The 25,066-nt window shown below is 39.4% G+C and carries 31 protein-coding genes and 3 tRNA genes; 20 read left to right on the forward strand and 14 right to left on the reverse strand.

Features of this window, described 5'->3' with window-relative positions; all coding sequences use genetic code 11:
- Nucleotides 1–27 precede the first annotated feature (27 nt).
- Nucleotides 28–441: an acyl-CoA thioesterase gene (locus CH352_RS08160; protein WP_243396179.1), complete on the forward strand. Its 414-nt coding sequence runs from the start codon at nucleotides 28–30 to the stop codon at nucleotides 439–441.
- A 56-nt stretch (nucleotides 442–497) separates the two neighbouring features.
- Nucleotides 498–1,577: a M23 family metallopeptidase gene (locus tag CH352_RS08165; protein ID WP_100705266.1), complete on the forward strand. Its 1,080-nt coding sequence runs from the start codon at nucleotides 498–500 to the stop codon at nucleotides 1,575–1,577.
- A 46-nt stretch (nucleotides 1,578–1,623) separates the two neighbouring features.
- Here CH352_RS08165 and CH352_RS08170 read toward each other — a convergent pair whose 3' ends face one another.
- Nucleotides 1,624–2,757, reverse strand: a complete 1,134-nt coding sequence (locus tag CH352_RS08170) for a citrate synthase/methylcitrate synthase (RefSeq protein ID WP_100704819.1) — start codon at nucleotides 2,755–2,757, stop codon at nucleotides 1,624–1,626.
- Nucleotides 2,758–2,832: 75 nt separating this feature from the next.
- Between CH352_RS08170 and CH352_RS08175 the strand changes: the two genes are divergently transcribed.
- A complete protein-coding gene (locus tag CH352_RS08175; RefSeq protein WP_100704820.1) occupies nucleotides 2,833–4,080 on the forward strand; it encodes a citrate synthase family protein in 1,248 nt (415 codons plus the stop codon).
- 73 nt (nucleotides 4,081–4,153) lie between these two features.
- Nucleotides 4,154–4,723, forward strand: a complete 570-nt coding sequence (locus CH352_RS08180) for a DUF1569 domain-containing protein (RefSeq protein ID WP_100704821.1) — start codon at nucleotides 4,154–4,156, stop codon at nucleotides 4,721–4,723.
- A 4-nt stretch (nucleotides 4,724–4,727) separates the two neighbouring features.
- Here CH352_RS08180 and CH352_RS08185 read toward each other — a convergent pair whose 3' ends face one another.
- Nucleotides 4,728–5,828 (reverse strand): hypothetical protein, encoded by a 1,101-nt coding sequence (locus CH352_RS08185; protein ID WP_100704822.1) that lies wholly within the window; start codon nucleotides 5,826–5,828, stop codon nucleotides 4,728–4,730.
- Here CH352_RS08185 and CH352_RS08190 point away from each other — a divergent pair.
- Entirely contained in the window at nucleotides 5,815–6,429 is a 615-nt protein-coding gene (locus CH352_RS08190; RefSeq protein ID WP_100705267.1) for a hypothetical protein, read from the forward strand. The genes CH352_RS08185 and CH352_RS08190 overlap by 14 nt on opposite strands.
- On the opposite strand, the gene hpt is transcribed toward CH352_RS08190, so the two are convergent.
- Together hpt and CH352_RS08200 are read right to left on the reverse strand one after the other, a co-directional pair.
- A complete protein-coding gene (hpt, locus tag CH352_RS08195) occupies nucleotides 6,414–6,959 on the reverse strand; it encodes a hypoxanthine phosphoribosyltransferase (protein WP_100704823.1) in 546 nt (181 codons plus the stop codon). The two genes, CH352_RS08190 and hpt, sit on opposite strands and share 16 nt — an antisense overlap.
- Entirely contained in the window at nucleotides 6,956–7,450 is a 495-nt protein-coding gene (locus CH352_RS08200) for a SixA phosphatase family protein (protein ID WP_100704824.1), read from the reverse strand. The genes hpt and CH352_RS08200 overlap by 4 nt, the downstream gene beginning before the upstream one ends.
- 88 nt (nucleotides 7,451–7,538) lie before the next feature.
- Between CH352_RS08200 and CH352_RS08205 the strand changes: the two genes are divergently transcribed.
- On the forward strand, nucleotides 7,539–8,201 hold the full coding sequence (locus CH352_RS08205) for a hypothetical protein (protein ID WP_100704825.1): 663 nt from the start codon (nucleotides 7,539–7,541) through the stop codon (nucleotides 8,199–8,201).
- A 2-nt stretch (nucleotides 8,202–8,203) separates the two neighbouring features.
- On the opposite strand, the gene CH352_RS08210 is transcribed toward CH352_RS08205, so the two are convergent.
- The 5 genes from CH352_RS08210 to CH352_RS08230 all read right to left on the reverse strand — a co-directional run bounded on the left by CH352_RS08210 (nucleotide 8,204) and on the right by CH352_RS08230 (nucleotide 13,698).
- Nucleotides 8,204–9,301 carry a quinone-dependent dihydroorotate dehydrogenase gene (locus CH352_RS08210; RefSeq protein ID WP_100704826.1) on the reverse strand — a complete coding sequence of 366 codons (1,098 nt, stop codon included), beginning with the start codon at nucleotides 9,299–9,301 and terminating at the stop codon, nucleotides 8,204–8,206.
- Nucleotides 9,302–9,325: 24 nt separating this feature from the next.
- Nucleotides 9,326–10,393 carry an ABC transporter permease gene (locus CH352_RS08215; protein ID WP_100704827.1) on the reverse strand — a complete coding sequence of 356 codons (1,068 nt, stop codon included), beginning with the start codon at nucleotides 10,391–10,393 and terminating at the stop codon, nucleotides 9,326–9,328.
- Nucleotides 10,390–11,328 carry an ABC transporter ATP-binding protein gene (locus tag CH352_RS08220; RefSeq protein ID WP_100704828.1) on the reverse strand — a complete coding sequence of 313 codons (939 nt, stop codon included), beginning with the start codon at nucleotides 11,326–11,328 and terminating at the stop codon, nucleotides 10,390–10,392. Before CH352_RS08220 ends, CH352_RS08215 begins: the two co-directional genes overlap by 4 nt.
- A 107-nt stretch (nucleotides 11,329–11,435) precedes the next feature.
- The gene (locus CH352_RS08225) at nucleotides 11,436–12,437 is read right to left on the reverse strand and encodes a patatin-like phospholipase family protein (protein WP_100704829.1); all 1,002 of its coding nucleotides are present in this window, start codon (nucleotides 12,435–12,437) and stop codon (nucleotides 11,436–11,438) included.
- Between the two features lie 73 nt (nucleotides 12,438–12,510).
- Complete coding sequence (locus CH352_RS08230) at nucleotides 12,511–13,698, reverse strand: class I SAM-dependent RNA methyltransferase (protein ID WP_100704830.1); 1,188 nt, start codon at nucleotides 13,696–13,698, stop codon at nucleotides 12,511–12,513.
- A gap of 54 nt (nucleotides 13,699–13,752) precedes the next feature.
- On the opposite strand from CH352_RS08230, the gene CH352_RS08235 reads away from it, so the two are divergent.
- The 7 genes from CH352_RS08235 to CH352_RS08265 all read left to right on the forward strand — a co-directional run bounded on the left by CH352_RS08235 (nucleotide 13,753) and on the right by CH352_RS08265 (nucleotide 15,671).
- Nucleotides 13,753–13,838 (forward strand) — tRNA-Ser (locus CH352_RS08235).
- Nucleotides 13,839–13,851: 13 nt separating this feature from the next.
- Nucleotides 13,852–13,940, forward strand: a tRNA-Ser gene (locus CH352_RS08240).
- Nucleotides 13,941–13,980: 40 nt separating this feature from the next.
- Nucleotides 13,981–14,427, forward strand: coding sequence for a magnetosome magnetite crystal formation protein family (locus CH352_RS08245; protein ID WP_100704831.1), 447 nt, complete (start codon nucleotides 13,981–13,983; stop codon nucleotides 14,425–14,427).
- A complete protein-coding gene (locus tag CH352_RS08250) occupies nucleotides 14,381–14,812 on the forward strand; it encodes a hypothetical protein (RefSeq protein WP_100704832.1) in 432 nt (143 codons plus the stop codon). Before CH352_RS08245 ends, CH352_RS08250 begins: the two co-directional genes overlap by 47 nt.
- A gap of 6 nt (nucleotides 14,813–14,818) precedes the next feature.
- Nucleotides 14,819–14,895 (forward strand) — tRNA-Arg (locus CH352_RS08255).
- A 136-nt stretch (nucleotides 14,896–15,031) separates the two neighbouring features.
- Nucleotides 15,032–15,211: a hypothetical protein gene (locus CH352_RS08260; protein ID WP_100704833.1), complete on the forward strand. Its 180-nt coding sequence runs from the start codon at nucleotides 15,032–15,034 to the stop codon at nucleotides 15,209–15,211.
- The gene (locus tag CH352_RS08265; RefSeq protein ID WP_100704834.1) at nucleotides 15,195–15,671 is read left to right on the forward strand and encodes a WbuC family cupin fold metalloprotein; all 477 of its coding nucleotides are present in this window, start codon (nucleotides 15,195–15,197) and stop codon (nucleotides 15,669–15,671) included. Before CH352_RS08260 ends, CH352_RS08265 begins: the two co-directional genes overlap by 17 nt.
- Before the next feature lie 18 nt (nucleotides 15,672–15,689).
- Here the strand turns inward: CH352_RS08265 and CH352_RS19020 are convergent, their stop codons facing one another.
- Nucleotides 15,690–15,866 (reverse strand): hypothetical protein, encoded by a 177-nt coding sequence (locus tag CH352_RS19020; protein WP_008591083.1) that lies wholly within the window; start codon nucleotides 15,864–15,866, stop codon nucleotides 15,690–15,692.
- Between the two features lie 209 nt (nucleotides 15,867–16,075).
- On the opposite strand from CH352_RS19020, the gene CH352_RS08270 reads away from it, so the two are divergent.
- On the forward strand, nucleotides 16,076–16,354 hold the full coding sequence (locus CH352_RS08270; protein ID WP_100704835.1) for a hypothetical protein: 279 nt from the start codon (nucleotides 16,076–16,078) through the stop codon (nucleotides 16,352–16,354).
- A gap of 18 nt (nucleotides 16,355–16,372) precedes the next feature.
- On the forward strand, nucleotides 16,373–17,083 hold the full coding sequence (locus CH352_RS08275; RefSeq protein ID WP_100704836.1) for a lysophospholipid acyltransferase family protein: 711 nt from the start codon (nucleotides 16,373–16,375) through the stop codon (nucleotides 17,081–17,083).
- On the opposite strand, the gene dapF is transcribed toward CH352_RS08275, so the two are convergent.
- Entirely contained in the window at nucleotides 17,080–17,949 is an 870-nt protein-coding gene (gene dapF, locus CH352_RS08280) for a diaminopimelate epimerase (protein WP_100704837.1), read from the reverse strand. The two genes, CH352_RS08275 and dapF, sit on opposite strands and share 4 nt — an antisense overlap.
- Nucleotides 17,950–18,100: 151 nt before the next feature.
- Between dapF and CH352_RS08285 the strand changes: the two genes are divergently transcribed.
- Entirely contained in the window at nucleotides 18,101–18,961 is an 861-nt protein-coding gene (locus tag CH352_RS08285) for a class I SAM-dependent methyltransferase (RefSeq protein WP_100704838.1), read from the forward strand.
- On the opposite strand, the gene CH352_RS08290 is transcribed toward CH352_RS08285, so the two are convergent.
- Nucleotides 18,962–19,714, reverse strand: a complete 753-nt coding sequence (locus CH352_RS08290) for an HAD family hydrolase (RefSeq protein WP_100704839.1) — start codon at nucleotides 19,712–19,714, stop codon at nucleotides 18,962–18,964. It lies immediately after the preceding gene.
- A 115-nt stretch (nucleotides 19,715–19,829) separates the two neighbouring features.
- On the opposite strand from CH352_RS08290, the gene CH352_RS08295 reads away from it, so the two are divergent.
- From CH352_RS08295 to CH352_RS08305, 3 genes are all read left to right on the forward strand, one after another.
- Nucleotides 19,830–21,434 (forward strand): NAD(P)-binding protein, encoded by a 1,605-nt coding sequence (locus CH352_RS08295; RefSeq protein WP_100704840.1) that lies wholly within the window; start codon nucleotides 19,830–19,832, stop codon nucleotides 21,432–21,434.
- Nucleotides 21,434–22,579 carry a hypothetical protein gene (locus CH352_RS08300; RefSeq protein WP_100704841.1) on the forward strand — a complete coding sequence of 382 codons (1,146 nt, stop codon included), beginning with the start codon at nucleotides 21,434–21,436 and terminating at the stop codon, nucleotides 22,577–22,579. The genes CH352_RS08295 and CH352_RS08300 overlap by 1 nt, the downstream gene beginning before the upstream one ends.
- 98 nt (nucleotides 22,580–22,677) lie before the next feature.
- Nucleotides 22,678–23,049, forward strand: a complete 372-nt coding sequence (locus tag CH352_RS08305; RefSeq protein WP_008589759.1) for a VOC family protein — start codon at nucleotides 22,678–22,680, stop codon at nucleotides 23,047–23,049.
- Between the two features lie 83 nt (nucleotides 23,050–23,132).
- Here CH352_RS08305 and CH352_RS08310 read toward each other — a convergent pair whose 3' ends face one another.
- Both CH352_RS08310 and CH352_RS08315 read right to left on the reverse strand, forming a co-directional pair.
- Complete coding sequence (locus CH352_RS08310) at nucleotides 23,133–23,333, reverse strand: hypothetical protein (RefSeq protein WP_100704842.1); 201 nt, start codon at nucleotides 23,331–23,333, stop codon at nucleotides 23,133–23,135.
- A 69-nt stretch (nucleotides 23,334–23,402) separates the two neighbouring features.
- Complete coding sequence (locus CH352_RS08315; RefSeq protein WP_100704843.1) at nucleotides 23,403–24,131, reverse strand: LIC10067 family putative lipoprotein; 729 nt, start codon at nucleotides 24,129–24,131, stop codon at nucleotides 23,403–23,405.
- A gap of 124 nt (nucleotides 24,132–24,255) precedes the next feature.
- On the opposite strand from CH352_RS08315, the gene CH352_RS08320 reads away from it, so the two are divergent.
- Nucleotides 24,256–25,029 (forward strand): enoyl-CoA hydratase/isomerase family protein, encoded by a 774-nt coding sequence (locus tag CH352_RS08320; RefSeq protein WP_100704844.1) that lies wholly within the window; start codon nucleotides 24,256–24,258, stop codon nucleotides 25,027–25,029.
- Nucleotides 25,030–25,066: the final 37 nt, after the last annotated feature.

Here is a 25,066-nt window from a genome sequence, read left to right on the forward strand (position 1 = left end):
ACAGATTTCTTATTCGAAAAACCGAATATGGCAAATAAAACGTATATTGTCCGAAAGATTATTAGAATGCAACACTGTGATCCTGGTGGCGTGGTATTCACTCCTCAATATTTCAATCTATTCGTAGAAGCGATCGAAGATTGGTTTAGAGAAGGGATTGGATTCGGATTCTCCCATATGGTAAGCGATAATAAGCAGGGCATTCCTGCAATGAAGATCATCGCAAAATTTTATAAACCTTCCGTCTTAGGAGAAGTGTTGGAATTTAGAGTAAAAGTAAAAAGACTCAGGCGTCAGAATATACTAATCCATGTAGAAGCAAGTCACGGAGAAGAGAGAAGGTGTTCCGGAGATTTTCTGCACGGATTTGCTTCGCTTAGCAGCCTAAGCCTAACAGATTGGCCTCAGGATATTTATCGTAAATTAGAAGAATATTTATAGTCCAATATACGTCTTATCCGATTATGAGAATGTCCATATCTCGGACTCTTTTTCCAATGCGTAATTCTTTTAAAAATATTTTCCTATTTGTTTCCTTAGTTCTTTTTTCTAGCTCTTTGAATTTTGCAAAAGAACCCAAAAAGGCTTCTGTCCTTCCTAAACTGAACCAAGTAGCTTTAAATTCTAAACCAGAAAAGAAGAAGGAAGAGAAAAAACCTAAGACGGTTGTCTCTGAACAAAAAACATCAAAACGATTAAAAGGTGAGATCGTAGAAAAGCAAGAGGAACTGTTTTCATTTTCTCTTGCAGGAAGAAAGTTCGCACAAGGGGAACTTCTATTCTTAAAAATAAAACCTTTGCCCAAAATTTTAGACAAACTTGGAAATTTTACGATCAATTGGGACGGGCAAGAGATCCCTTTCACTCAAAGGGAAGGGTATATTCTCACCTTTCTTCCGATCTCTCCTGAATTTTCCAAATCTTATGGAGTTTTGGAATTAACAGAAAAGCATCTTTTTACTAAAAACGATTCCAAGACGTACGAGATCCCAATCCAAAAAACATCATTTGCTACTTCCAAAGTTTCTCATCTTACAATGGATAAACAGTATACAACTGACGAACTTTCAGAAGAGACAAAAGCATTTATCAAAGAATGTTCCGAAGCGAAAGCGAAGGCATTTCAATCCAAGTCTGATCTTCAGGTGGAAACCGATTTCGAATATCCTGTTCACAATCCTATTTTAAATAGTCCTTTTTATAAGCGTAGGATCTACAATAAAGAGAAAGGTCGTCCTCATGGAGGTTCTGACTTTAAAGGTGGTGTAGGAGATCCAATTTATGCGATCAACGACGGCACTGTGATCTTAGCAAGATCTATGTACTATGAAGGAAATTTCACTGTGATAGATCATGGTTTGGAATTATATTCCTTATACATGCACCAATCCGAAATTTTAGTAAAGCCTGGGGATAAAGTGAAAAAGGGAGATTTGATCGGAAAGATCGGATCAACGGGGATGTCAACCGGACCTCATTTACATTTAGGATTTAGAGTTTTAGGAACGATGATCGATCCTCTTTCTGTTGTTCAAACAGATCTAATCGAAGCTCGTAAGAAAACTTCCAAAAAATAATCGGATCGGGAGAGAAGATTATATCTCTCCCGATAATAGTCTTCTTTCAATTCCAAAGTTTTCCGTCCTCTCCCGTATAGATTGCATCCGGTCTCAAGATCCTTTCTTGCATTTGTTCAAAACAATGTGCTATCCAACCTGCTGCCCTTCCCATTGCAAATACAGGAGTAAAGATTTCAGTCGGAAATCCTAATCCATGAAGAAGTAACGCTGTATAAAATTCCACATTTGTTTGCAGAATTCTGTCCGGTTTATATTCTTTCAGCAATTCTAATGCAGTTTTTTCCACGAACATCGCAAGATCATAGAACTCTCTTTTTTCATCCGTGTCGTATAGAATTTTCGCCGCTTTTGCAAGGACATCCGCACGAGGGTCTCTGACTTTGTAGATCCTATGCCCAAATCCCATTAGCCTTTCGTTATGTTTTAATTTTTCTCTTAGAACCTTCTCCGCATTTTCCTTAGTCCCTATTTCAAAAACAGTGTCTAATGCAGGCCCTGGTGCACCTCCATGCAAAGGTCCTTTTAAGGCACCAAGTCCTCCGGTTACTGCTGAGATCATATCAGACTGAGTAGAAATAATCACTCTCGCTGCAAACGTAGAAGCATTCAATCCATGATCGCAAACAGTATTCAAATAGGTATTCAATGCACGAACACTTCTTGGATCAGGATCATTTCCATTCAACATATACAGAAAGTTAGCCGCAATGTCCAAGTCCTGTCTAGGAAGAACGGGAGCTTTCCCCTTCAACAAACGGTATGCCCAAGCAACGATCAAAGGAAATGTAGAAAGAACAGCCATCGCATCCTTTTTGGGATCTTCTTTTTGAGAACCTAAAGAAAGAGCAGCAGATCCTATCCGAAGTATATCGATCAAAGGAAGATTTGCATACACTGCTTCTTCAATGATGGTTCGTATTACTTTAGAAAATCTTCTGGAAGACCTAAGTTCCTCTGAGAACAAACTTGTTTCGGTAGGTTTTGGCCTCCTATCATTCCAAAGTGTGAAGATGGTTTCTTCGAAGACTGCCTTGCCGGCAAATTCTTCCACAGGATAACCTGCAATGATCAACCTTCCTCCTTTTCCATCTACTTGGGAAAGTTTGGTCCTTGCTGCAGGGATCCCTTCTAAGCCCGGGCTGTAAATTTTCTCTTTTTCCTGTTCAGAGATTAGCATGGTATTTCTCCTTTGTTTCTATTTGAGTTTAGCGGGTTGACAATGTATAGTCAATGTTGATTATACTATCAATATATGGCTTTTTCTTCAAAAAAACCGTTCTTGAATGCGGATGAAGCAGCCTCTGCTTTAGGAGTAGAAATCCAGACCGTATACGCATACGTTAGTCGCGGCTTATTACACTCGGAATCCGGGGGCAATAAAGATAGAAGTAAACGATATAGAAGAGAAGATATCGAACAATTATTGCTCAGAAGGGAAGAAAGGAGCCAACCTGGAAAAACAGCCAAAGCCGCCTTATCTTTAGGACAACCTGTTTTAGAATCTTCCATTACGTTACTCGGAGAAGACTCTCTATTTTACAGAGGAAAAGATGTCTTAGAACTTTCTGAGAATGGAAGTTTTGAAGATATTGCCTGCTTACTTTGGGAAGCAGAAGAGACAAATCCATTCGAATCCGATTGGCCAATATTATCCGAAGAATGTAATAAAATCCTAAAATTATTAGAAAGTCGGCCAGTCTTAGATATTTCCAGGATCCTACTTCCTTTTTTGGAATATGAAGATGCGAAAGCGTTTCGAAAAGATCCTAAAACTTTCAGAAAAACTTCTTCTTCTATCTTAAGATATCTAACTCTATTCTCTTCGGGCAAAACAAGATCAGAAGGAAAAATTTCCGAAACTCTTTTAAGTAGTTGGAATCCGTCTCGAAAAAAAGAAGATCCTAACTATTCATCAAAACTCAGACTCTTAGAAGCAGCCTTAATTCTTTCTGCCGATCATGAGTTGAATGTTTCTTCTTTTACTGCAAGATGCGTTGCCTCTAGCGAGGCTTCTCTTTATCAAGTTGTTCTTGCAGGACTTGCTGCTTTGTCAGGCCCTAAACATGGATTACTTACGGAGAAAGCGATACTTCTTCTTTCCCAAGCTAGCGGAAACAAAAAGAAAGATAAGCAACTCTTGGAAGAAAAATTAAGAAATGGAGAAAATATCCCCGGTTTCGGTCATCCTCTCTATAAGAAAGGAGATCCACGAGGTAGAAAATTAATTCAGATGGTTGAAAAATTTTTCTCGGAAGATTCGGATGTGCAACTATATCTACAATTCTTAATACAGATAGAAGAACTTCTGGAAGATTATGCAACCATTGATGCCGGACTTGCTCTTGTTTCTAAAGCACTCAAATTACCGAAGGGGGCAGGTATCGGAATTTTTGCGATCGGTAGAACGGCTGGTTGGTTAGCTCATGCCATGGAACAATATGATTCCGGAAGCTTGATCCGACCTAGAGCAAAGTATATCGGAAACCTTCCCAAAGAATAATCAAATTCTTGACTCTTTCCATCCTTTAGATTAGTTATAGGAAAACAGAAATGTAAGAACTGCGGAGTACTTCATGTCGGATCCTAATTTTTCCAGAAAAAAATTTATTCAAAAAGCTGTCGCTGTTGGAATTCTCACAAGCTCTGCATCTGTATTAAGATCCTGTTCGAATGCCCCGGCGGGTGTAAAAGAAAGAGGACTTCAATTTTCTAATTTTTCAGAAGTAAATACGGAGTTAGAAAAAATACTTAACTCTAAAACAATCGTTCCATATGGAGAATGGAGTCCGAGCCAAATCCTCCTACATTGCGCTCAAAGTATTTATTATTCTATTAAAGGTTATCCTGAAAATAAATCCGAAGTTTTCCAAAACACTTTAGGGAAGATCGCATTCTGGAATTTTTCCAGAAAAGGAAAAATGTCTCACGACTTGAACGCTCCTATCCCTGGCGCAGATATTTTACAATCAGGCGTTTCTCTTTCAGACAGTATTCTTGAATTGAAAAAGGCGATCTCGGCATTCTCTAATTATACTGGAGAATTTGCTCCTCACTTTGCTTACGGAAAATTGACTAAGCAAGAATATGAGCTCGCTCATGCAATGCATATCGCAAATCATTTAGATTACATAAACTTAGGTTAAGATCTTACTCTTCTATCTTTACGCTGCTCAGGATTTTTTCAACGGACTCTTCGTGCCTTCTTCCTTTGATCAGACTTTCGTCTATGATAAAGACCAAACTATAAGGTTGTTTGTGTTTTGCTAAGAAAAACATTCCTGTTTTTGCATATCTTGGTCTTAGAACATCGTAGAATGTCCAGAAGGTTCCGTAATATCTGTCTTCGAAAACTTCTCTTTCTAATTCGTTCAATTCCTGAATATCTCCTCTTTGCAATTGGAGATCCAAAAACTTTTTAAATTCGGAAAGTAGTTCAGATTCGTCATCGAATCTGAATGGAACGAAAAAGATCCTGATAGCTGGATAACGATTCGGATCCGAATCGCTAGAAGAAATAATCCCAGCAATTTGTCCGATTCCAGTTTTATCTTCCAGATTCAAATTTTGAGGATTATGAAAATAAAACTCTTCGGGCAAAAGAATGCTCAACTTCAGATCTTCGTTATGTAAGGTTCGATTCTCTTCGTTGTAATTCCAACGAGTTAAATCCTTTTGTTCGAAATCAGGTTTAAACATGGAATAAGCAACGAATATCTCGGCCTTCTGCAAACTTTTAAAACTAATAAGCCCAGAAGCTAGGACAACTAAGCCCAATAATCCGATTTTATAATATGTTTTGTTGTCTATGAGCCTTGCACTTAAAACTCCGGCTGCATAAACCAAAAGAAAAATAATGCCTGATCTGTTCTCAAAAAACCCTGTGAGCCAACATGCAAGAACTGAAAAAGCGAAGAAGGAAACTTCGACCCAAGGAACCAATTTGATAGTCGGTCTTTCTATCCCCACTTCTGCAAAAATCGCAGGTAAAACGATCTTAGTTTCCAATTTTCGGAATGCGAATACGATCCCCCAAAAAAGTATACCTGATACGAGGTAACCGATCAAAGCTAAACCGACCATCCAAATCAAAGGAAGATGGGCCTCGTGATAAAATAAAAAATATAACGCAAAAACGGAATATACCAGGAAGAGCTTTTGAGTTAAGGAAAGTTCTTGCAGCTTTCGAGACAGGGCTGTTCTCTTTTCCCATCCTGGAATTTTAGGGAACGAATTAATGAACCAGATCACCCAGTTTTTCTCCAATCTAAAGGCAGACTTTGACAGGTTAAACCAATCCTTGGACGACCTGGTGAAAACCTATAAGGCCATCGTTCATTTTCTGGATTTGATTTCAAATCTCTTTCCTATCGATTTGGTTTTGGTTTTATTACTTTCCCTGCCTTTATTATATGTTATCAATACCTTATCTCCTTCTTCACCCAGAGTAAACTATACGATCTCTGTGGTTTTTATTTCAGGACTTAGATCCTTTTTAAGTCATACTATTTCCGAGTCTTGGGAAATTTTTGCAGTCACAAAGACGGCACTCATCCTTCTTCTTCCTGCTTATATTTTAGTAGTTCTTAAGTTTGGATTTTCTTTATTCCGCAAGTATAAGATAAAGAAAAAGGCACTATATCCCGGACATTTAGAATCTTCTTTTATCAGCCTGCAAAATGCTTATCATAATTTGAGTGCTGAGATCTATTCCGAGCTTGGGAAGAATGAAGGCAAAAGTTTTGTAGATGGGCAGAAGTTTTTGCCTAAGATCCAAGATCTGGAGACAAGTATTACTGGGTTAAAAACTTTGATCAAAAAACCGGAAGATGCTCCTCATTCTTCCGAATAGAGAAATACTCCAGGTAGATTTCTGAATTTGCCGTCGTAATCCAGGCCATATCCGATCACGAATTCTTTACCGATCTTCCAGCCAATGTATTTAATTGGATATCCAACAGCCTCTCCACCTTCTTTGAATAATAGGGCAGCTACTTCAAGAGATTTGGGCTTTTTCGATAGAATATGAGAGATCAAAAATTTCAGTGTGCGGCCGGTATCCACGATATCTTCTACAATTAAGACATCTCTGCCAGAGATGTCTGAATCCAAGTCTTTGATCAATTCTATGTTTCCGGAAGATTCTGTTCCTACATATGATTTTGCCTGCATAAAATCCAATTCGATAGGGATTGGAACCGCTTTGGTTAAATCAGAGAAAAAGTAAATTCCACCTCTTAAGATACATACGAAAATTGGATTTCTTTCTACGTAGTCGTTTGCGATCTGTAGGCCAAGTTCCTTGACTCTCGCGGAGATCATTTCCTCACTGAACAAGGTCTTAAAACGTATATTATGAAAATTTGAAGTATTATTCTTCATGGGATCCAAAACCTTTTGAGCCTACAACTTTGCCTTCCCAGATCCGCCCAATCTTTTTGATCTGTTATTAAACTTATAAAAGAAGAAGTGGGAAATTTTTCGAAAATAGAATCAGGATTATTTCCCATTAGTAAATAATTTGCAAGGTCTTCCATTCCGGGATTATGACCTATTAAAACTACATTACTAATTTTAGAAGATAGACCTCTTAAGATCCTAAGTAAGTCGGAATATTCCGCCTCATATATTTCACTTATAATCTTAGTGTCCTTTGTAATATTCTGAAAACTTTGTAATATTTTCCAAGTTTCAGAAGTTCGGAGCGATGGCGAAACAAGGGCGACATCCGTAACAAAGGAAACCTTCTTCACATATTTTCCTAAAAATCGTGCGTTTTTGCGACCTCTCTTAGATAAAGGACGTTCCTTATCCTTTAAATGAGTATCGCTCCAATCGGATTTAGAATGTCTGATGAGATGAATCTCTTTCAATATCCTCTCCTTCGCGATAAAGCTTCAAATTTAGAATTTCATTGACAAGGATCTTTCGTGACGATAAAACTCATGAGCTATGTCAAAGATGTATATTATCGGAGTGGTCCTATTAATATCCTTTGCCACAAACCTTTCTTCACAAATTGCAGGGACTCCTGACGAGGAAAAGGCTAAAAAAGAATTACAAAATCAATGGTCTAAAAAATTCCCAGGAGACAGAATACTTTCCGTCCAAACCGCAGGAAGACCTAAGCTGATCGAGAAAGAAGCTCCGGAAGAGAATGCTCCAACCGATCTAAGATACAAATTTTCCTTCTTCGTTACTAGCCGAAAAAAAGAAGGCCAAACAACTAAAACTCCTGTTGGAGTGATCTATCAATTCGTGAGAGAAAAAGGTTGGGTTTTTGCGGATATCGGAATGGCTAGATCGGTAGTAGTCACCGAACCAGGAAAAGAACCTCCATCAAAAGACGAAGTCTACCAAATTGTAGAAGAAGCTATCTTAGAAGAAAAGGGAAAGTCTAAATCGGTAGATTTAATTCGTTTAACAGAACCTGAATTCGGACAGAATCTAACTCCTAACAAAGAGCAATTTTGGTTTCGTTATGAAGGGGATTTCGAAGTTTCAGAAAACGGATCCAAAACGGTTTGTTCAGATATAGTAATTCGTTTAGTGAAGGAACAAAACTCCGCCGTCTGGAAAGCGGAATGGGACGAAAAAGGAAAATGTAAAGTATCGGAAGAATGAGATCAGATCTTATCCTTTCCTACTAAATCGCCAATAGATCTCGCTCCTGTTTGCTTCAGAACTCCATCTAAATATTCTAATATTCTAACTGGCAAGAATGGTCCATTGTATACATAACCTGTATATAATTGCACTAGGTCCGCGCCTGCTAATATTTTTTCCAAGGCGGCTTCTCCCGAATTGATCCCGCCAACTCCTATGATAGGAAGACTTCCTTTTAAGATAGAGTAAGCATATCTTACAAACTCGGTAGATCTTTGGCGGAGTGGTTTTCCGGAAACTCCACCTTCCTTTTCTACATTTGGATATCTGGATAAGACTGATTTATCTATAGTAGTGTTGGTTAGAATAACACCTGATAATTTAGAATCCGGTAAGAGCTCCAACAGACCTTTTAATTCTTCTTTTTCCATGTCCGGGGCAAACTTTACAAAAGTAGGGATTGCAAATTTTCCACCTAAGCCACCTCTAATCCCATCCATCAGTTTAATAAAATTTTCCTTCTTTTGGAAATTTCTAAGACCAGGAGTATTTGGAGAAGATATATTAATCACCGCATAATCCGCATGGGGTGTAAGTTTTTTTAAAGAATATACATAATCATCTACTGCATTCTCTTCGGAGACAATTTTTGTTTTGCCTACGTTAATCCCTCTTACACAGTTCTTTTTCTGCTTTCGAATTGTTTCCTCTGCAGCATCCGCTCCAGGATTATTAAATCCCATTCGATTGATCAAAGCTTCGTCTTCCGAATATCTGAAAATTCTCGGCTTTGGATTTCCTGGTTGGGCTTGACCGGTGATCGTTCCGATCTCAATCGAACCGAAACCCAATCGAGAAAGAAACGGATACAATTCTCCAGTCTTATCAAAACCGGCGCCTAATCCGACTGGATTTGTGAATTCAATTCCTGCGACCTTTGTTTTCAAACGATCACTGGAATAAGTCATGAGTGATTCCAAAACAGGAAACACAAACGGAAGTTTCTTAGAAAGCCCAAGTAAATTTTGGGCCAAGTAGTGAGCGGATTCCGGATGAATGCTTAAGAAGAAAGGTTTTGCGGTTTTTTCATAAACCCATTGTTTCCATTCTGAATTCATCCGGGCCCCTTACAGATAGATATGTTAAGACCAGCGAAATATACGAAGCCCAACACCCAAGAAGAAAAATCCGATCCCGACCATAAACACGCAAGGGTAAACTATTTCCGCAAGCCCGGCTCCTTCTATAAATACAGCTCGTAAAGAATCAGCCACCAAAGTTAAAGGTAGATGTTTTATAAAAGGAAGCACTATATCGGGAAAGTTTTTATAACTGAAGAAGATCCCGGATAAAACCATCATCGGGAATGTGAATGCGTTCACGAGCCCGTTCCCGACTTGAGCGCTTTGAGCTCTAGAGCCCACAAAGATCCCAATACATGCAAATACGAAATTTCCGGTCAGAAAGATCAAAAGTGCCGCAGGAATAGAACCGAAAAACGCATTTTCAAAAACGGTAAATGTAAATGTTAAGAAGATGATCGATTCTACAGTAGTGACAAAGATACGAGTGAAGAAGAAAGACATTACGAACGCCAACTTGTTCATTGGAGTCGCAGACATTCTTCTTAAAAGTTTTTTCATCCTCATCTCAATTAGATTCCAACCGACTCCCCAAAGACAAGAGTTCATCACTCCCATGGCAAGCATTCCAGGAACGAGATAGTCAATGTATCTTGTACCTTTTGAATCTAGTTTTCGGATGCTGGAACTAACCTGCTCTTTTCCTTGCATGGTCAAAAGAGCATTTGAAAGCAAAAGATAATCTCTCTGCGCGTTTGCGTTACTCGGATCAAAAGAAAATTCTAAATTTCCTTTTTCATCTTCTCTTACTAAAAGATTGATCTCTCCTCTTTTGAGAGCTTTGATCGCATCTTCTTCCGTAAGTAGCTGAGGAATAATCACCCCTAATCCGCTCGAATTACCATCGGAAGAATTAGAAAATGCTTTTTCAATCTTTGCAGAAAGTCCACTTGCATCATATGAAGAAGAAATGATTGCAACTCGGGTTTGAGGTACTCCCTTAGTAGTGAATGCAATTCCTAATACACCTGCGATCGCAATCGGAAATATGAATGCCCAGAACAAAATTCCGGGTTCTCTATAAAATTCTTTTAATTGAATCGTAACTAAATGATAGATTTGTTTCATTCTTCCAACCCTCTTCCGGTCATGGAAAGGAATAAGTCGTCTAACGTCTTTTTATGACATTCCAGTTCTTTTAAAATGATCCCCGCTTTAGAAAAAGAATCCAACATGGAAGGAAGATAATCCGTAATTCTTTCCACATAGATCCTTCCTTCTTTTGTGTCGGAATTCCAACTGAATTTGAATTTTCCTTTTTCAGGAAGATAGCCACTTGGATCTGTTCCATTTTCTAAAGAGAAACGAACAATTTCTCCACCGCCAAGTTTTCCTAAAAGGTGAGATAAAGTCCCTTGGTCTAAAATCCTCCCCTTATCCATCACGATAATCCTTTCACATAAAACTTCTGCTTCTTCCATATAATGTGTAGTGAGGATCATTGTAGTTCCGTAAGCTCTTAGATCCTCTAGAATTTTCCAGATATCTCTTCTGGCACCCGGATCTAAGCCAGTAGTTGGCTCATCTAAAAAAAGAATTTCCGGTTTATTCATGATAGAAACACCTAATGCCAATCTTTGTCTTTGGCCGCCAGATAAACTGTTTACGAAGGATTTATTCTTTTCAGTAAGTCTGGTGAGTTCTAAAATTTCATGAAGTCTGGATTCAGGCGCTTTATAAAAACTTCCGAATAATTTCAGAGTTTCCCAAACTGTAGCTCTATCCATAAATCTGGTTTCTTGCAGAGCGAGACCAATATTACTTCTTAAAAAAGTTTCACTCTCTTTCCAACTTGTGCCTAAAATTTGGATCTTTCCTGAATCAGGAAATTGGATCCCTTCCAACATTTCGATCAGTGTTGTTTTACCCGCTCCGTTTGGCCCAAGCAGACCTACAAACTCTCCCTTTTTAATTTCAAGAGAGAGATCGCTAACGGCGGTTACATCTTTGAATTTTTTTGTTACATTAGATACCGATATGATCGGGTTTTGAATTTTATCCACAGTACAACCTGAAGATCATGATTTAAAAAGAATTCGGGGACTTCGACACTTTTTGGAATTGGTCAAAAAAATATTGGTGATCGATTTGTAAAAAATTCAGAACGAACTTAATTCTTACGCAGCTTTTCCGCTTTTTTCACCCAATCTTTCTTGAGATATTCTAAGATCAGATCCTTCTTCTTTAAGGCGTCCGATTTTCCCATCTCATAAGCTTCTCTCACTCCTTTTGCATTCGTGTAATCGAAAGAAGTGATAGGCAAAGGTTTAGAAGGAGTTACCAAAAAACAACGATCTAATAAATGAGGATCTTTTCCGACGATCGTAGTCGGTTCATAATGTATTCCTATAATTTTTGCATTTGGAGGAAATGCTTCCAAAAGTAAGTTATTGGTAAGACCTCCATCCAAATAATATTCTTTTCCGTGGTTCTGAAAAGAAACAATAGGAGGAATAGAAGAAGAATTCATAATGATCTGTTCGATTACACTAGGATCTCTGAAATCCGCTTCCGTAAAAAGGACTTCTTTCATATTCCAATTTCTTAAAACACGAAATGTTCTTTCCGTATAAAGTCCTTTGTTACGATCTCTTTCGTCTTCTAAAAATGCTTTTCCTGTTTCTGCGATCAGTCTTGCAAGTCTGAATGTGTTCTTATTGGAATCGTCTTTTGGGAACGCTTTGATCGTATGAATAAAAACTTTTGCACCGGAACGAATGACCTTTTCGAAGTCCATTCCGAATCGAATTGTTCTACGATACATATCCTCATGAGGGAACGCCTTTTCTCCGTTGAATAAACGAGTGAAATAAAAATTGCGAGGATTCTTTCGTACTATTCTTTCAAAAAAGGAAACTGATTCTTCTTCCGTTTCACAAAGTAAAGAAAGCACCATCGCAGCACCCGCGGAAACTCCTGAAACTTGTCTGAGTTTTAACCCCCATGTTTTTAATTCATGGCCGAAGCCCAAACCGTAAAATGCCTTACAACCGCCACCTGCAATCGCAAAACAAATCTCGTCTTCTAACCAAATTCCTTGCAGGACCTCGTTAAATTTAGATCCAGGGTCGGACTTTTTAGAAGGAAGTTCATATTCGTCTATGATAGGCATTTTAGTCTCTCCGGAGTCCTGACTCCATTATGACCATTTTCCAATTTCGGATCGGAATTCTAAAAGTAAAAAATCAAAGATCTAAAAGAACCAGGACCTCGAAATGTTTGGTTCTTGGAAAAAAATCAGTAAGAACAATTTCCTTCGGTTTATATCCAGAATTTTTTAAGGTCCCAAGATCTCTTGCCAAGGTGCTCGGGTTACAGCTAGAATAAATAACGCGAGAAGGCCTAGATCCATCCAAAAAATCTAATAAGGAAGAAGACGCCCCGGCTCTCGGTGGATTTAGAATACATAGTTTTGCGCCGAAAGAATCCAATTTTTTAGGCAAAGAAGAATTCAGATCCAATGTGTGGAACTCTAAGTGAGAATATCCCACGTTCTTCGCATTTTTCTCTGCTGCTTTTACGGAAGAATTGGACAATTCGTAACCGGAAAGACGACTTACCAAATGACCGATCGCCAAACTGATCAGCCCGGCTCCAGAATAAAATTCTAATACAGGTCCGCAATCTTTAGGGATCCAAGTACGGATCTTTAGCATCCATTCTTCCAAAAGAAAACGGTTCACTTGCGTAAAACCCTCAGCTGGAATGGACCATTCTATTTTTTCAGGAAGATAAGGACCTATCTTTACTTCTTTTTTATCATATTCCAAAATTTCTCCGGAAGAATATCGAAGCCTCCAATCTCCCTTTCTAGAAAATGTTTTCTTATTTCCTAAATTCTTTCGAACATACTCGTTCATCTCAGAAGGAAGATGTTTACAACCTTCTTTAGGAAACAAAACCAAGGAGTTTGAATTTTCCTTATAAAATCCTGCGTTCGTTTTTCCCTTTTTGAATTCAATTTTGATCTGCGCGGTGTTGCGATAACCGTTAGAAGGTCCGCTTAAAATTTTGATTTCAGGAATTTGAGAAGGATCCAATTTAGAAACATATAAAAATGAATCCTGTAAAAGAGATTTTTTGATCTGAAGTTCTTCCTGATACGGAATATGACGATAAGAACAGCCTCCACATTCGGGAAATGCAGAACAATCAGACTCAATTCGAAGGGTAGAATTTTTTTCAGTAGATACAACAGTCCCCCAAATCAGTTTAGAATTTTCTTTATCAGTTCTGATCAGAACTGTTTCTCCCGGAATAGCACCTTTTACGAAAACGGTTTTATTCTCCGCATGAGAAATACAAGTTCCAAGATTCGCCCATTTCTCAGCGACCAATCCTGAAATTTCTCTACGGTTCTTTTCCGTACTCATAAGTAAATCACCTTGACAGGGTCCCCCATCTTGTCAGTAAAGTAATCCTTAACCGGAGAAGTGGCCGAGTGGTTTAAGGCAGCGGTCTTGAAAACCGTCGTGGGTAACTCCCACCGTGGGTTCGAATCCTACCTTCTCCGATGGAACAATACTGGAGATGTGCCTGAGCGGTCGAAAGGAGCAGTTTGCTAAACTGTCGTATGGGGTAACCTGTACCCAGGGTTCGAATCCCTGCGTCTCCGAAAGTTCCAAACTCTCACGCTGACCCCGGGAAATAAGAAGATGTCCGACCAGAGATTCAACACCCGGGAATTCTTGGAAGAGACCAAGCGATTGTTAGAAGGGGAAGAATATCCCAATCTATTCGCTGCCATTTCTTATATTCCTTTTTTAGGATGGGTCATTCCTTGGTTTTTTAGAAAAAAACAGGAAATTTGCAAGTTTCATGCGCTCCAAGCAATCAAGTTAAATCTAGGATTCGTATTTTTATACTTGGTAGTTTGGTTCTTAAGAGAGTTCCCTATTTTAAGCACTATTTTAAAATGGATTCATGCGAATCCGGTCGTAACCGACTTTATCAGCTATGTCGCATGGTTGGCTTTACTCGGTTACGGAATTTTAGGAGCCTTGCAAGCTTACCAAGGCAAACTGTTCGTATTACCATTATTCCCGGAAATAGAGAATGAAGTTCGAAAAATACTCAGCAAAATTAGAGGAACTCAAGGCTAAAGCCCTCGATTTTCTCTCTCCATACTGGAACCAAGCCAAGAGTTTTATTAACACCGAAAGATTTCGTATCTACTTGGTGACTCTTCCTTTATTTGGAAATTGGCTCATCGGATTTTCTTTCTACTCAAACGAATCAGAAGTTTACAGACATTCCAAACTTTCCTTTATAGGTGTTCTGTACTTTATCGCATTCTTAGTACTATCTTGGTTCTTCTCTTTTATTCCTGTTGCAGGACCTTGGTTAGCTAATCTTGCTCATTTAGCTGGAGTAATTATCTATCTTGGCTTGTCCGGTTTACTGCTATACAATTACACTAAGGGAAAAAAACTGGTCCCGAAACTTCCCCAAGAGCACTTAGAGCTTTTGGAAAAGAAATTCTTTTAATCACCCGCGCCCATAGCTCAGCTGAATAGAGCGTCTGACTACGGATCAGAAGGTCGGAGGTTTGAATCCTTCTGGGCGCACCAACTTCTCCTTTCCCCATAAATTCTGACATTATGTCCCATATAGTTTAGAAAATATTCTCAAATTTCTACCAGAAAACTTGACTTTAATAATGAGTCTCAACAACGATAGTCATAGAGAAAGAGATCGGGAACCAGAATGGAAAAGTGCCATTGCGCTCAAATCACGTTTGAAAAAATCGTAGAGACTGCTAAACAACAAGGGCAAGACTATCGTGAAGTGGTAAAAGCTTGCGGAGCTGCGGATACTTGCACAGCCTGCACTGATTACCTAATCGCGTATTGCGAGCAGCATCTACAACTTGTCACGGCCGGATAAATTACTCATCGATCAGGAGTTATTCGATAAACTCCTTCCAGTTGCTTTCTCTTCCGCTAGAGGAAGAACCAATCACAACTTCCACGAACTAATAGAACCGTACCAAAGGTTTCTGAACGTACTTACCAAAGACACTTACGTCCAAGCTCATCGTCACAAAAATCCTCCTAAACCTGAGACCTTTCTAGTAATAAAAGGAAAACTAGGCTTCATACTATTCGAAGAAGATGGTAAAGTAACCGACAAACATATCCTAAGCTCGGACGGACCGATCTATGGGATAGATATTCTTCCGGGAGTCTATCATACATTAGTCTGTCTTTCGGAAAGCTGTATCTGCTTCGAAGGAAAATCAGGACCTTACGATCCGGCGACAGACAAAGAGTTCGCCACTTGGGCTCCACCGGAGAACAGTGAAGGCAAAACTCAATATCTGGATTTTCTCAGATCTCTTTTCTAAAATCAGAAACGATATTCATCAAGGTTTCTGATCGAAAATATCCTCGTACAATTCCCGGATCTTTTTCAAATTTCTTCCTGGCGGGGAAGGAAATGGAATGATCCTACCTAGATTTTTCGCCGTACCGGTTTCTTTTATATCTTCCGATTCTTTATGATTATGTCTGTTTAAAGGGGGGAGATTTTCTCTCTCCATAACTTATTCCTTCGGAAAATCGAAGTCCTAAATTCAGTGACATTCGCTAGATTTTTTAAAAACGAAATCAGAAAATCCGGTTTGAAATTTACGAAAACTGTTGCCATAGTATTTTCCCAGGCAAACATGCGAATGGTTTGAAAAGATTTCGCTTTTAGGCGATTCTGATCAGATCCTATTCGAACTTCCCCTTAACGGAAAGGAAAAGTATGCCTGAATTCGATCAAATCGATCTGTTCAACTATGCCGCTTATGGCAATGAAGACGATCCTCAATGGGACGATATACGTAATTATATTCGCTCTAATGCCAACGCTTCGAAGGAATATGAGGAGATCAAAAAAAATCTCTCCAATGTTCAGCCGAAACGAAAACAAAAAGATTTCGGAAGACTCCGATCGGAGATGAAATCCTCTGATGGAGATCCGAATTCAAATAAGCCTGCTGGGCAGGATAAAAAATGGTGGAGTGTTTTCTTAGGAGAATAGTCGCTTAGGAAGGTTGCCGTGGAGAAAGAAGCAAAAGCATATCTTCGGATCAAAAATTTCGTGGCTCCTTTTATAGGTTTGGCCGTGAATATCAGCGCGTACGGAACCGAAAATATAGTAACTAACGGTAAAATCATTCTTACCTGCAATCATAGATCCGATATGGATCCATTTATCCTTTCTTACACTTTTCCAAGATTCATTTCTTGGATCGCTGCGGAATACACTTTTAGAATTCCAATCTTCAGAGACTTAGCAAAGATCGCCGGTGGGATCCCGATGTCTATCGATGGAAATATTTCCTTAGGTTCTATCAAGATGATCCAACAGGTTTTCAAAAAGGGAGAGACTTTAGGAATTTTTCCGGAAGGCCATGACTATATGGTCAAAAACGATTTTAAATCCGGAATGGTAGACTTTCATTCAGGTTTCGCTGCATTCTCCATTCGTAACAAAGTGGATATTCTTCCTTCTGTAATCATACCCGTCGAAGAATCTTACTCTGATATTCCAATACCACCTATCGTTCGCAGTTTTATGGGAATGCCTAAAGAAGTCTGTGATATCAAAAAACGTGCAATCTACAAAAAGGTAAAAGTGATCTACGGAGAAAAAGTAGATCATAGAGAATTTCTTTCCGGGTCCTTAGAGGAGAATATGAAACAACTCTCCGATGTAGTTAGAACTAGAATGATCGCATTGCAAGAAGGTCAGTACGCGGAAGCTTAAACTTCCACGACTCCACTGAATACTTCTGTGGCGGGACCTGTCATTAGTACATGGCCGGATTCCAGCAATTGCACTCTTAAGGTTCCGCCTCTTAGATCGATACGAACATCTTTGCCTGTTTTACCGTTTAGGTGAGAAGCAGTCATTACAGCGCAGGCGCCCGTTCCGCAGGCCAATGTTTCTCCTGCACCTCTTTCCCAAGTCCTTTGGTAAAGATGATCTTTTCCTCTTAAGGATGCAAATTCCACATTCACTCTTCGTGGAAATAATTCAGTATGATTTTCGATCAGAGGACCAATCTCTCGGACTGGAAACTTATCCGGATCTTCTACATAAATAATACAGTGTGGGTTTCCCATACTTACGGCGCTAAATTTCAAGTTGTAGGAAGAATAACCCGGCAATCCACTCAAGAAAGAAAGAGGTTGTTCCAAAATTGGATTTTCATTTTCCCATTTAACAGGGATTAAAGAAGGAACTAAGATCGGTTTTCCCATATCTACGGAAACCTGTTCCACTTTGCCGCTTCCGTTTACTTTCAGATCGAGTTCTAAAATTCCAGCTCCGGTTTCTATCTGAGGCTGTTTTTTATTCGTAAGACCATGATCGTACACGAATTTTCCTACGCATCGGATCCCGTTCCCACACATTTCGGAAGAAGAGCCATCCGCATTGTACATATCCATTTGGAAATCGCCTTTATTAGATGCACGGATGAAGATCACACCGTCACTTCCGATCCCAAAATTACGATCGGAAAGTTTTTGGATCTGCTCCGGACTCAGACGTAAATCGTCCTTAGTTGCATCCACATATACATAATCGTTTCCGATCCCTTCCATCTTGGTAAAATGTACTTTAGCCAAAAGAATCTCCTAATCAAACCTGTGAGGTTGTTTCCATGCTTCCAATGGGACCCTATCCGGAAAATCGAAAAAGCCCCGGAGAAGTTTGGTTTTTTACTGGAATTTAAAGACTCGCGTCGAAGGATACACTATCACCTAAACGGAACTTCCTTTGAACCAAACCTGTTATCTTTGCGGAAGCCAGAAAAACAAAACCTTATTCGTCGAAAACGGAATCCAAATAGTGCGCTGTTTGAATTGCAGTCACGCATTCTCCACTTATGAACAAGACGAACATTACGAAGGATACTGGGACGACGAAACCGGTTATGATTTAGACTGGTGGGATGTGGCTCATAGAGACATCTACAAAGACTTCGTAGGCAAATTTCTTTCGGCTCCTAAGGGAAAAATTTTGGACGTTGGTTGTGGACTTGGCTTCTTCGTAAAAACGATCGGAACTACAAGGCCAGGTTGGGAAGCCGTAGGCTACGAGATCTCCGAAAAAGCGGTTAAATTCGCGAGAGAAAAGAACGGCCTCAAACAAGTTTTCCCGGGAATCGTTCAGGACAGCGGACTTCCAAAAGAAAGTTTTGATATCATTACTCTTTGGGACGTGATTGAACATATCCCTAAACCTCATAGCCTAATCCAATATCTATTCGGACTTTTAAAACCAGGTGGATTTTTATTCGTTCAAACTCCTAATTTCCCGGTCCAGTTATTCAAAGCAAAATTGAAAGTCGCATTGAAAGGCATGCAAGAAGGCGGGCATTATCTAGAGGCAAAAGATCATATTAACGATTATACTGAAAAGACCCTAGGGCTTCTAGCAGAACAATGCGGATTCTCTTCTGTGGAATTTTCTATCTTAAAGCCGATCGCTTCCGTATCCGGAGTTTCCGGTCCTAAAGCAAAATTAGGGGTCTTCCTAAAAAAGGCATTCTATTACGGGACCTTAATGCTTTGGTATCTAACATTCAAACAAGTGAACCTAAATCTGACCTTGTTTGCTTTGCTCAGAAAGAAGTAATTAGAGTACGATCCCTTTCTCCAAGCTCAAAATATAATTTAATGCAGTAGACAGATCTGGAGATTCCCAATATTCTTTTCCTTCTAGACTTTTCTTTTCCAAAACCGATTTAGTTTTGGCGGAAGAAATAGGACTTTTTAGATAAAAGGCTTCTAATCCGAAAGAAAGTCCTCCGCCGACATCGTCTTTCAAAGAATCTCCGATAATATATGATTTTTTAGGATCAACACCTAATAGCGCTTTATTAAAGATCAGAGCGGAAGGTTTTTCTGCTCCGCATTCTTCTGAAGTTACTAATTTGTATTGGATATCTTTTGGGAATAGAACGGATAATTTCAGTAATTGAGTTCTAAGAGATTCGTTTGTGATAATGACCAGATCTTGGACTTCTTGTAATGCTCTGAGCAAAGAAAGGATCTTTTTGAACTCAGTGGCATTCTTTTTCTTCCAATCCTTGATACCTTGCAGAAAAAATCCGAAGTACTGGGAATCCAATTTTAGAACGAAAGAAGGATCTAATTTTCCAAAAAGAAGTTCCGACATCTTCTTAAAGTAAAGAATACGCAAGCGATTGACCGGATTGTTCGGAAGTTCTTTTTTCACTTCTACCCGAACAGCATCATATGCCTTTTTAAATTCTTTGGAAGAGGAGAAGCCTAATCCCTTTGCCTTTTTTTCCATTTCACGGATCGTAAACTCATAGATCCCTATAGAATCGAAGACCGTATTATCCAAATCCAAAAGAACTGCCATAACTCTAAAATTCTCGGACCGATCGGAAAGCCAAGGAGAGTTTTGGAAAATGCTCAGGAAATTTCTTTTTCCTTGCTTCTTCTTCCCGCAAAACTAATCTGCAATCCGTTCGTTTATGTCCGAAGATCGTTTTTCCAGAAAAGTATTCCTTTCCACCTTAGCATTTTGCGCAGCCCTTTTAGGGATTGGTTCCTTTTTCAGAATCAGAAAAAGAAAGATCCAAGGAAGTATCTTAGGACCGGACAAAGAAACAGGTCATAGACTCAGACAAGTTAGAACGGACTTTTCACCAACAAGTACGATCCAAACAAAAGTACTTATCGCAGGAGGAGGGATCTCAGGACTTTCTTCCGGATATTATTTATCCCAATTCGGGATCTCAGACTATTTGATCTTGGATCTGGAGAAAGAGGCGGGAGGCAATTCTAGATACTCTGAAACAAATTCCTTAAAATATCCTTGGGGCGCACATTATCTTCCTCAGCCTGGACCTGAATCGGTATTGGTCCGTAAATTTTTAGAAGAGAACGGACTCGTCCAAGGTAAAGACTCGAATGGAAATCCAATCTACCCAGAAAAGTATCTATGTTTCGATCCGGAGGAAAGGCTTTTCTACCAGGGAAGATGGCAAGCAGGTTTAGTTCCGAGAAGAAGTGGAGAACCTGACTCACAAGAATTATTATTTCGTAAAATTATAAGCTCTTGGCAAAACAAGAGAGGAAGAGACGGACAAAAAGCATTCTGCATTCCAATTGATCGCTCTTCTAAAGATCCTGAAATTTTAAAATTAGATAGGATCACTTTTGCAGATTATCTAAAATCATTAGGGATACAATCACCAGAAATCTTATGGTATGCTGATTATTGCACTCGAGATGATTACGGTGGGAATTCCGACAATATCTCCGCTTGGGCTGGACTTCACTATTTCTGTTCTCGACTGAGAGAAGAGGAAGATTCTCCGCCAGTGCTAACATGGCCAGAAGGGAATGGATTCCTGTTGGAACTCCTACAAAAACCTTCTAAAGATAAGATCAGGACTTCTACACTTGTAGAAAGAATTCGTAAGAATTCAGGAACCTGGGAAATCAATGCTTACGATGTAAAAGATAAGAAAGATATTCTTATTAAAGCGGAACAAGTGATCTACGCTTTACCTTCTTTCACTAGAAAGTATATCTTAGGTGAGAAGGATACATTCTTACAAAATCTGCAATATTCTCCTTGGTTAGTTGCAAATCTATTCGTAGACGAACTTCCTCAAGGAAAAGGACATCCTCCTGCTTGGGAAAATGTAATTTATAAGAGTAAATCTCTCGGCTATGTTGTATCCACTCACCAAGATTTAAGAGCGCTCAGACCACAATCTGTTCTTACGTATTATCTTGCTTTTGGAGAAAAAGACACTCTTACTTCAAGAAGGTCCATTCTTCCTAAAACCTGGGACAGTTGGAAAGAAGAGATACTCTCCGATCTAAAAAGACCTCATCCGAATATAGAAAGTTTAGTTTCTCGAATCGATATCATGACTCATGCACACGCAATGATCCGCCCTGTTCCAGGTTTTCTTTGGGGAGGAGAAAGAGAGAAACTGGCAAAATCAGAATCTGGAATTCATTTCGCACATTGTGACTTAAGCGGCATTTCTATTTTTGAAGAAGCATTATATAGAGGGTTCGAAGCTTCTAAAAAAGTACAAACCTTTGCCAAGAGAAGTTGATGGAAGTGAAGAATCAGTTCAGTCCTTGGATTATTTCTAAAAGATTCGACCTTGGCTGGTTTATTGCGCCCGGATTGATTTCAGTAATTATCGTCCTAGCAGCGTACTCCCTTGGATTTCCGGGACCTTCTCCCCTTGGTTCTTCCAGAACAAATGGTAGTGCATTGCCGCCTTGGCTTTGGTTACTTCTTATCCCTGGTGTAGATGTTTCTCATGTGTATTCTACTTTGTTTAGGGCTTACTTCGATAAGGAAGTTTGGAATAGAAAAAAAGTCCTTCTGACCTTAGTTCCCTTTCTATGTTTTATGACAGCGCTGATCCTTTACTCTTTCGGAAAATTGTTTTTCTGGGGAGCAATGGCATATCTTGCGGTCTTCCATTTCATTAGGCAGCAATACGGTTTTTTAAGTTTGTATACGAGAACAGAACCTAAAACCGAAAGCAAACTACCTTTTCTATTAGATAAGATCTGTTTATATGTAGTTACCGGATTGCCTGTTCTATATTGGCATCTGGTTCCGGGCGGGAGGCATTTTGAATGGTTTATGGAAGGTGATTTTTATCAATATCCAAATCGTTCACTTTCAGACTTCATTCATATATTTTTTTGGGTTTGGGTGATAGTATATTTATTGAGCCAAGTCTACCTTCTTCAAAAAGGTCGTAGGATTAGTACCGGAAAACTCCTACTTTTATTCAACACTGCATCCGTTTGGTATGTAGGCATCGTATTATTAAACGATGATTTTGCATTTACGCTCACTAACGTGATCAACCATGGAATTCCTTACATGGCTTTGATATTCGCATATTCTAATTTCCGAAAGAAACATCTTCCTTCCTTCTTCTATAATAGCTTTCGTAACGGCGCCTTGGCAATTCTTAGCTTCTCATTGATATTATTGGCATTTGCTCTTTCGGAAGAATGGCTTTGGGATAGTTTTATATGGAGAGAACATCCATATCTATTTGGAAACTCTTCCGTAATAAAAGCAGAACTAGGACTGGGCTTCGAGGGAATCCTAGTGCCTATCTTCTTTCTTCCCCAATTCACTCATTATATCTTGGATGGATTCCTTTGGAAGGGTGGAAAAGACAACTCAGAGCTGGAAGGCTTTATAGGCCTCCGAAATTTAGGCTCATAAAGCCTTCCGACTTGAAAAACGAGTATCTTACGGTTTTCCGATAGACAAGCCCGGTTTTCATCTCATAATGACGAAAAAGGAAAACAGGATCTACCTCAATGATCATCGTAGAAGGAATCGATTATATTGTAATACCTACCGGGGACATAGAAGCCTCTGTAAAATTCTATTCCGAACTATTTGATTTCGAGACGATCGAGGAAAAAGGAAACGAATTCGCAATCATCGGTTTGGATTCTGTGAACATTAAACTCCTCAATACCAACGGAGTTAAAAGTTCTTTAACCGAAGTTAAATCCCCTGTCCTAAGTTTCGTATTGGATGTGGATGATTTTACCGAAGCAATCGTAGAACTCGAGTCTAAGTCAGTTCAAATCGTAAGAGGACCGGAAGCCAGAGACGGTGGAGAGTTCCTTCATTTCTTAGATCCGTCCGGTAATATTTTAGAGATCAATTACAAAGAAGATTAAGCCTTCGATATTGGTTCTGATAAAGAAAAGCCCTCAAATTGAGGGCTTTTTTATTGTGTTTAGACAATCGGGCCAAAAAGAAGTTAGGAGATCTTGTCTACAAATGCTCCCTTAGTTTTATAAATATCGCCCGCATAACTAGGATTCATTGCTTTTTGGTCGAAAACATCCGCTTGTTTGTTTTCGTAAGGCTTATTTGGAATTCCTTCCACTTTAGGCATTTTGCGCGGATCGGAAGATGCCTTTTCGGCGAGTCCGAGATATATAGAGGTTATTGTTGACATTCAGTAATCCCTCCATTCCGATCCTAATCCAAATCGGAGAATAAACCAAGTATTTTTTTGCCTTAAAGATTAGGGAAAAGATACGGTACAGTCTCCCTTTCCGGCAGTAACAAACATCTGGACCGTATAATAACTGGAGAAGGTCAAAGTAGGTTCGAATACCCAAGTGCTTGTATCGCCAAAAGTTCCTACATCCGTTCTACCGCAGGTTTTAGAAAACTTAGAATAGATCAAATATGTTTCGCAGGCAATCTTAACGTTGGTAGGTCCATCTGGATTCAGATCGATCCTAAGAGCCTTAGTTCCTGTCTGACCAGTAATCTGGAACGTCTTGGAATCAGGATAAGATACTCCTAATTCTTCGCCATACAGATTATCAAAAGACTTATAACAATCTATATAGAATGTCCTACCGTAACAGTTGGTAGCCGAATCTCCATTATTCGCATCACAAATAACAGGTCCGTCCTTAGTCACAAACAATGTTCCAGTGGAAGCGCCAGCTGGAACTACTGTAACGATCTCAGTGCTAGTAGCGCTCAGAACGCTCGCGGAGACTCCATTAAATTTTACCGTCGTTAGACTTGTATCCGCGGAAAATAAACGGCCTTTAATTGTAACTGTAGTTCCAACAGTTGTTCCAATCGGTGGAGAACCACTAGGAGGATCGATCTCGGTGATGACCGGATTTCCCAAACCTAACTGGCTAGCAAGGTCCGAGTCCTTACTGTTAGAACAACCAAATCCAAAAATAGAGAGAAATAAGATAATAGCTATGATCTGAGTCTGAAATCGCATTTTTTCTTTAACCTAGAACCGTTCGAACGTAACGCTTTTGCTTGCGGTTTTTAAAAAACCGCAGAATCTACCCAATTATCGGAAAGATTCCCCCTGTTCGGGAAAGATTTTTTAGAAGGCAAATATGAGCGAGACTGTTCTTTATTCCATCGAAGATTATACGTGCATAATCAGTTTAAATCGACCCGAAAAACGAAATGCAATTTCTAGAGAACTGCTTTCTCAACTTATGTCCCATATAGAACGAGCAAGTAAGGACCCAAAAATCCGTGCTTTAGTATTCAAGGGAGAAGGTTCCGTATTCTGCGCAGGAGCCGATCTGAAAGAAAGAGCGGACATGTCAGAGAAAGAAGTACATAAATTTCTGGACCAAGTGGGGAAATGTTTCCAGGCGTTGGAAAATCTTCCTTTCCCAACGATCGCCGCCTTAGATGGAGATGCATATGGTGGCGGATTAGAAATGGCATTATGTTGTGATTTTATTCTGATGAGCGCAGAAGCAAAAGTAGGCCTTACTGAAACAGGACTTGGTATTATTCCGGGTGCTGGCGGAACCCAAAGACTTCCTCGTAGAGTAGGAAAAACAAAAGCGTTAGAACTTATTTTAACCGCTTCTGTGATAGATGCGCAAACCGCGTTGGATATCCAACTTGCGAATTCAGTATGGCATGACTCCGCATTTATGGCCGGAAAAAAATTGGCCTCCTTACTTTCTGAAAAGGCACCGATCTCCTTAAGGCTTGCTAAAGAAGCCATTAAAGAAGGTGAAGGAAAAGATATACAAGCAGCCTTGAAGATAGAAAGAAAACATTATAATAAAACCTTAAAAACGGAAGATAGGATAGAAGCCTTAAAGGCTTTCCGAGAAAAAAGAAAACCGGAATTTAAAGGAAAATAGAACTCCGAAAAAGGGAGGCGAGACACAAGGCCGGCCC

This window comes from Leptospira hartskeerlii (assembly GCF_002811475.1).
Taxonomy (GTDB): domain Bacteria; phylum Spirochaetota; class Leptospiria; order Leptospirales; family Leptospiraceae; genus Leptospira_B; species Leptospira_B hartskeerlii.

Excerpts from the sequence above, each read along its gene's own strand:
- CH352_RS08160 (WP_243396179.1), top strand. The coding sequence starts at position 28 with ATGGCAAATAAAACGTATATTGTCCGAAAGATTATTAGAATGCAACAC.
- CH352_RS08165 (WP_100705266.1), top strand. The coding sequence starts at position 498 with ATGCGTAATTCTTTTAAAAATATTTTCCTATTTGTTTCCTTAGTTCTT.
- CH352_RS08170 (WP_100704819.1), bottom strand. The coding sequence starts at position 2,757 with ATGCTAATCTCTGAACAGGAAAAAGAGAAAATTTACAGCCCGGGCTTA.
- CH352_RS08175 (WP_100704820.1), top strand. The coding sequence starts at position 2,833 with ATGGCTTTTTCTTCAAAAAAACCGTTCTTGAATGCGGATGAAGCAGCC.
- CH352_RS08180 (WP_100704821.1), top strand. The coding sequence starts at position 4,154 with ATGTCGGATCCTAATTTTTCCAGAAAAAAATTTATTCAAAAAGCTGTC.
- CH352_RS08190 (WP_100705267.1), top strand. The coding sequence starts at position 5,815 with ATGAACCAGATCACCCAGTTTTTCTCCAATCTAAAGGCAGACTTTGAC.
- hpt (WP_100704823.1), bottom strand. The coding sequence starts at position 6,959 with ATGAAGAATAATACTTCAAATTTTCATAATATACGTTTTAAGACCTTG.
- CH352_RS08205 (WP_100704825.1), top strand. The coding sequence starts at position 7,539 with ATGTATATTATCGGAGTGGTCCTATTAATATCCTTTGCCACAAACCTT.
- CH352_RS08210 (WP_100704826.1), bottom strand. The coding sequence starts at position 9,301 with ATGAATTCAGAATGGAAACAATGGGTTTATGAAAAAACCGCAAAACCT.
- CH352_RS08215 (WP_100704827.1), bottom strand. The coding sequence starts at position 10,393 with ATGAAACAAATCTATCATTTAGTTACGATTCAATTAAAAGAATTTTAT.
- CH352_RS08225 (WP_100704829.1), bottom strand. The coding sequence starts at position 12,437 with ATGCCTATCATAGACGAATATGAACTTCCTTCTAAAAAGTCCGACCCT.
- CH352_RS08230 (WP_100704830.1), bottom strand. The coding sequence starts at position 13,698 with ATGAGTACGGAAAAGAACCGTAGAGAAATTTCAGGATTGGTCGCTGAG.
- CH352_RS08245 (WP_100704831.1), top strand. The coding sequence starts at position 13,981 with ATGTCCGACCAGAGATTCAACACCCGGGAATTCTTGGAAGAGACCAAG.
- CH352_RS08250 (WP_100704832.1), top strand. The coding sequence starts at position 14,381 with ATGAAGTTCGAAAAATACTCAGCAAAATTAGAGGAACTCAAGGCTAAA.
- CH352_RS08260 (WP_100704833.1), top strand. The coding sequence starts at position 15,032 with ATGGAAAAGTGCCATTGCGCTCAAATCACGTTTGAAAAAATCGTAGAG.
- CH352_RS19020 (WP_008591083.1), bottom strand. The coding sequence starts at position 15,866 with ATGGAGAGAGAAAATCTCCCCCCTTTAAACAGACATAATCATAAAGAA.
- CH352_RS08270 (WP_100704835.1), top strand. The coding sequence starts at position 16,076 with ATGCCTGAATTCGATCAAATCGATCTGTTCAACTATGCCGCTTATGGC.
- CH352_RS08290 (WP_100704839.1), bottom strand. The coding sequence starts at position 19,714 with ATGGCAGTTCTTTTGGATTTGGATAATACGGTCTTCGATTCTATAGGG.
- CH352_RS08295 (WP_100704840.1), top strand. The coding sequence starts at position 19,830 with ATGTCCGAAGATCGTTTTTCCAGAAAAGTATTCCTTTCCACCTTAGCA.
- CH352_RS08300 (WP_100704841.1), top strand. The coding sequence starts at position 21,434 with ATGGAAGTGAAGAATCAGTTCAGTCCTTGGATTATTTCTAAAAGATTC.
- CH352_RS08305 (WP_008589759.1), top strand. The coding sequence starts at position 22,678 with ATGATCATCGTAGAAGGAATCGATTATATTGTAATACCTACCGGGGAC.
- CH352_RS08310 (WP_100704842.1), bottom strand. The coding sequence starts at position 23,333 with ATGTCAACAATAACCTCTATATATCTCGGACTCGCCGAAAAGGCATCT.
- CH352_RS08315 (WP_100704843.1), bottom strand. The coding sequence starts at position 24,131 with ATGCGATTTCAGACTCAGATCATAGCTATTATCTTATTTCTCTCTATT.
- CH352_RS08320 (WP_100704844.1), top strand. The coding sequence starts at position 24,256 with ATGAGCGAGACTGTTCTTTATTCCATCGAAGATTATACGTGCATAATC.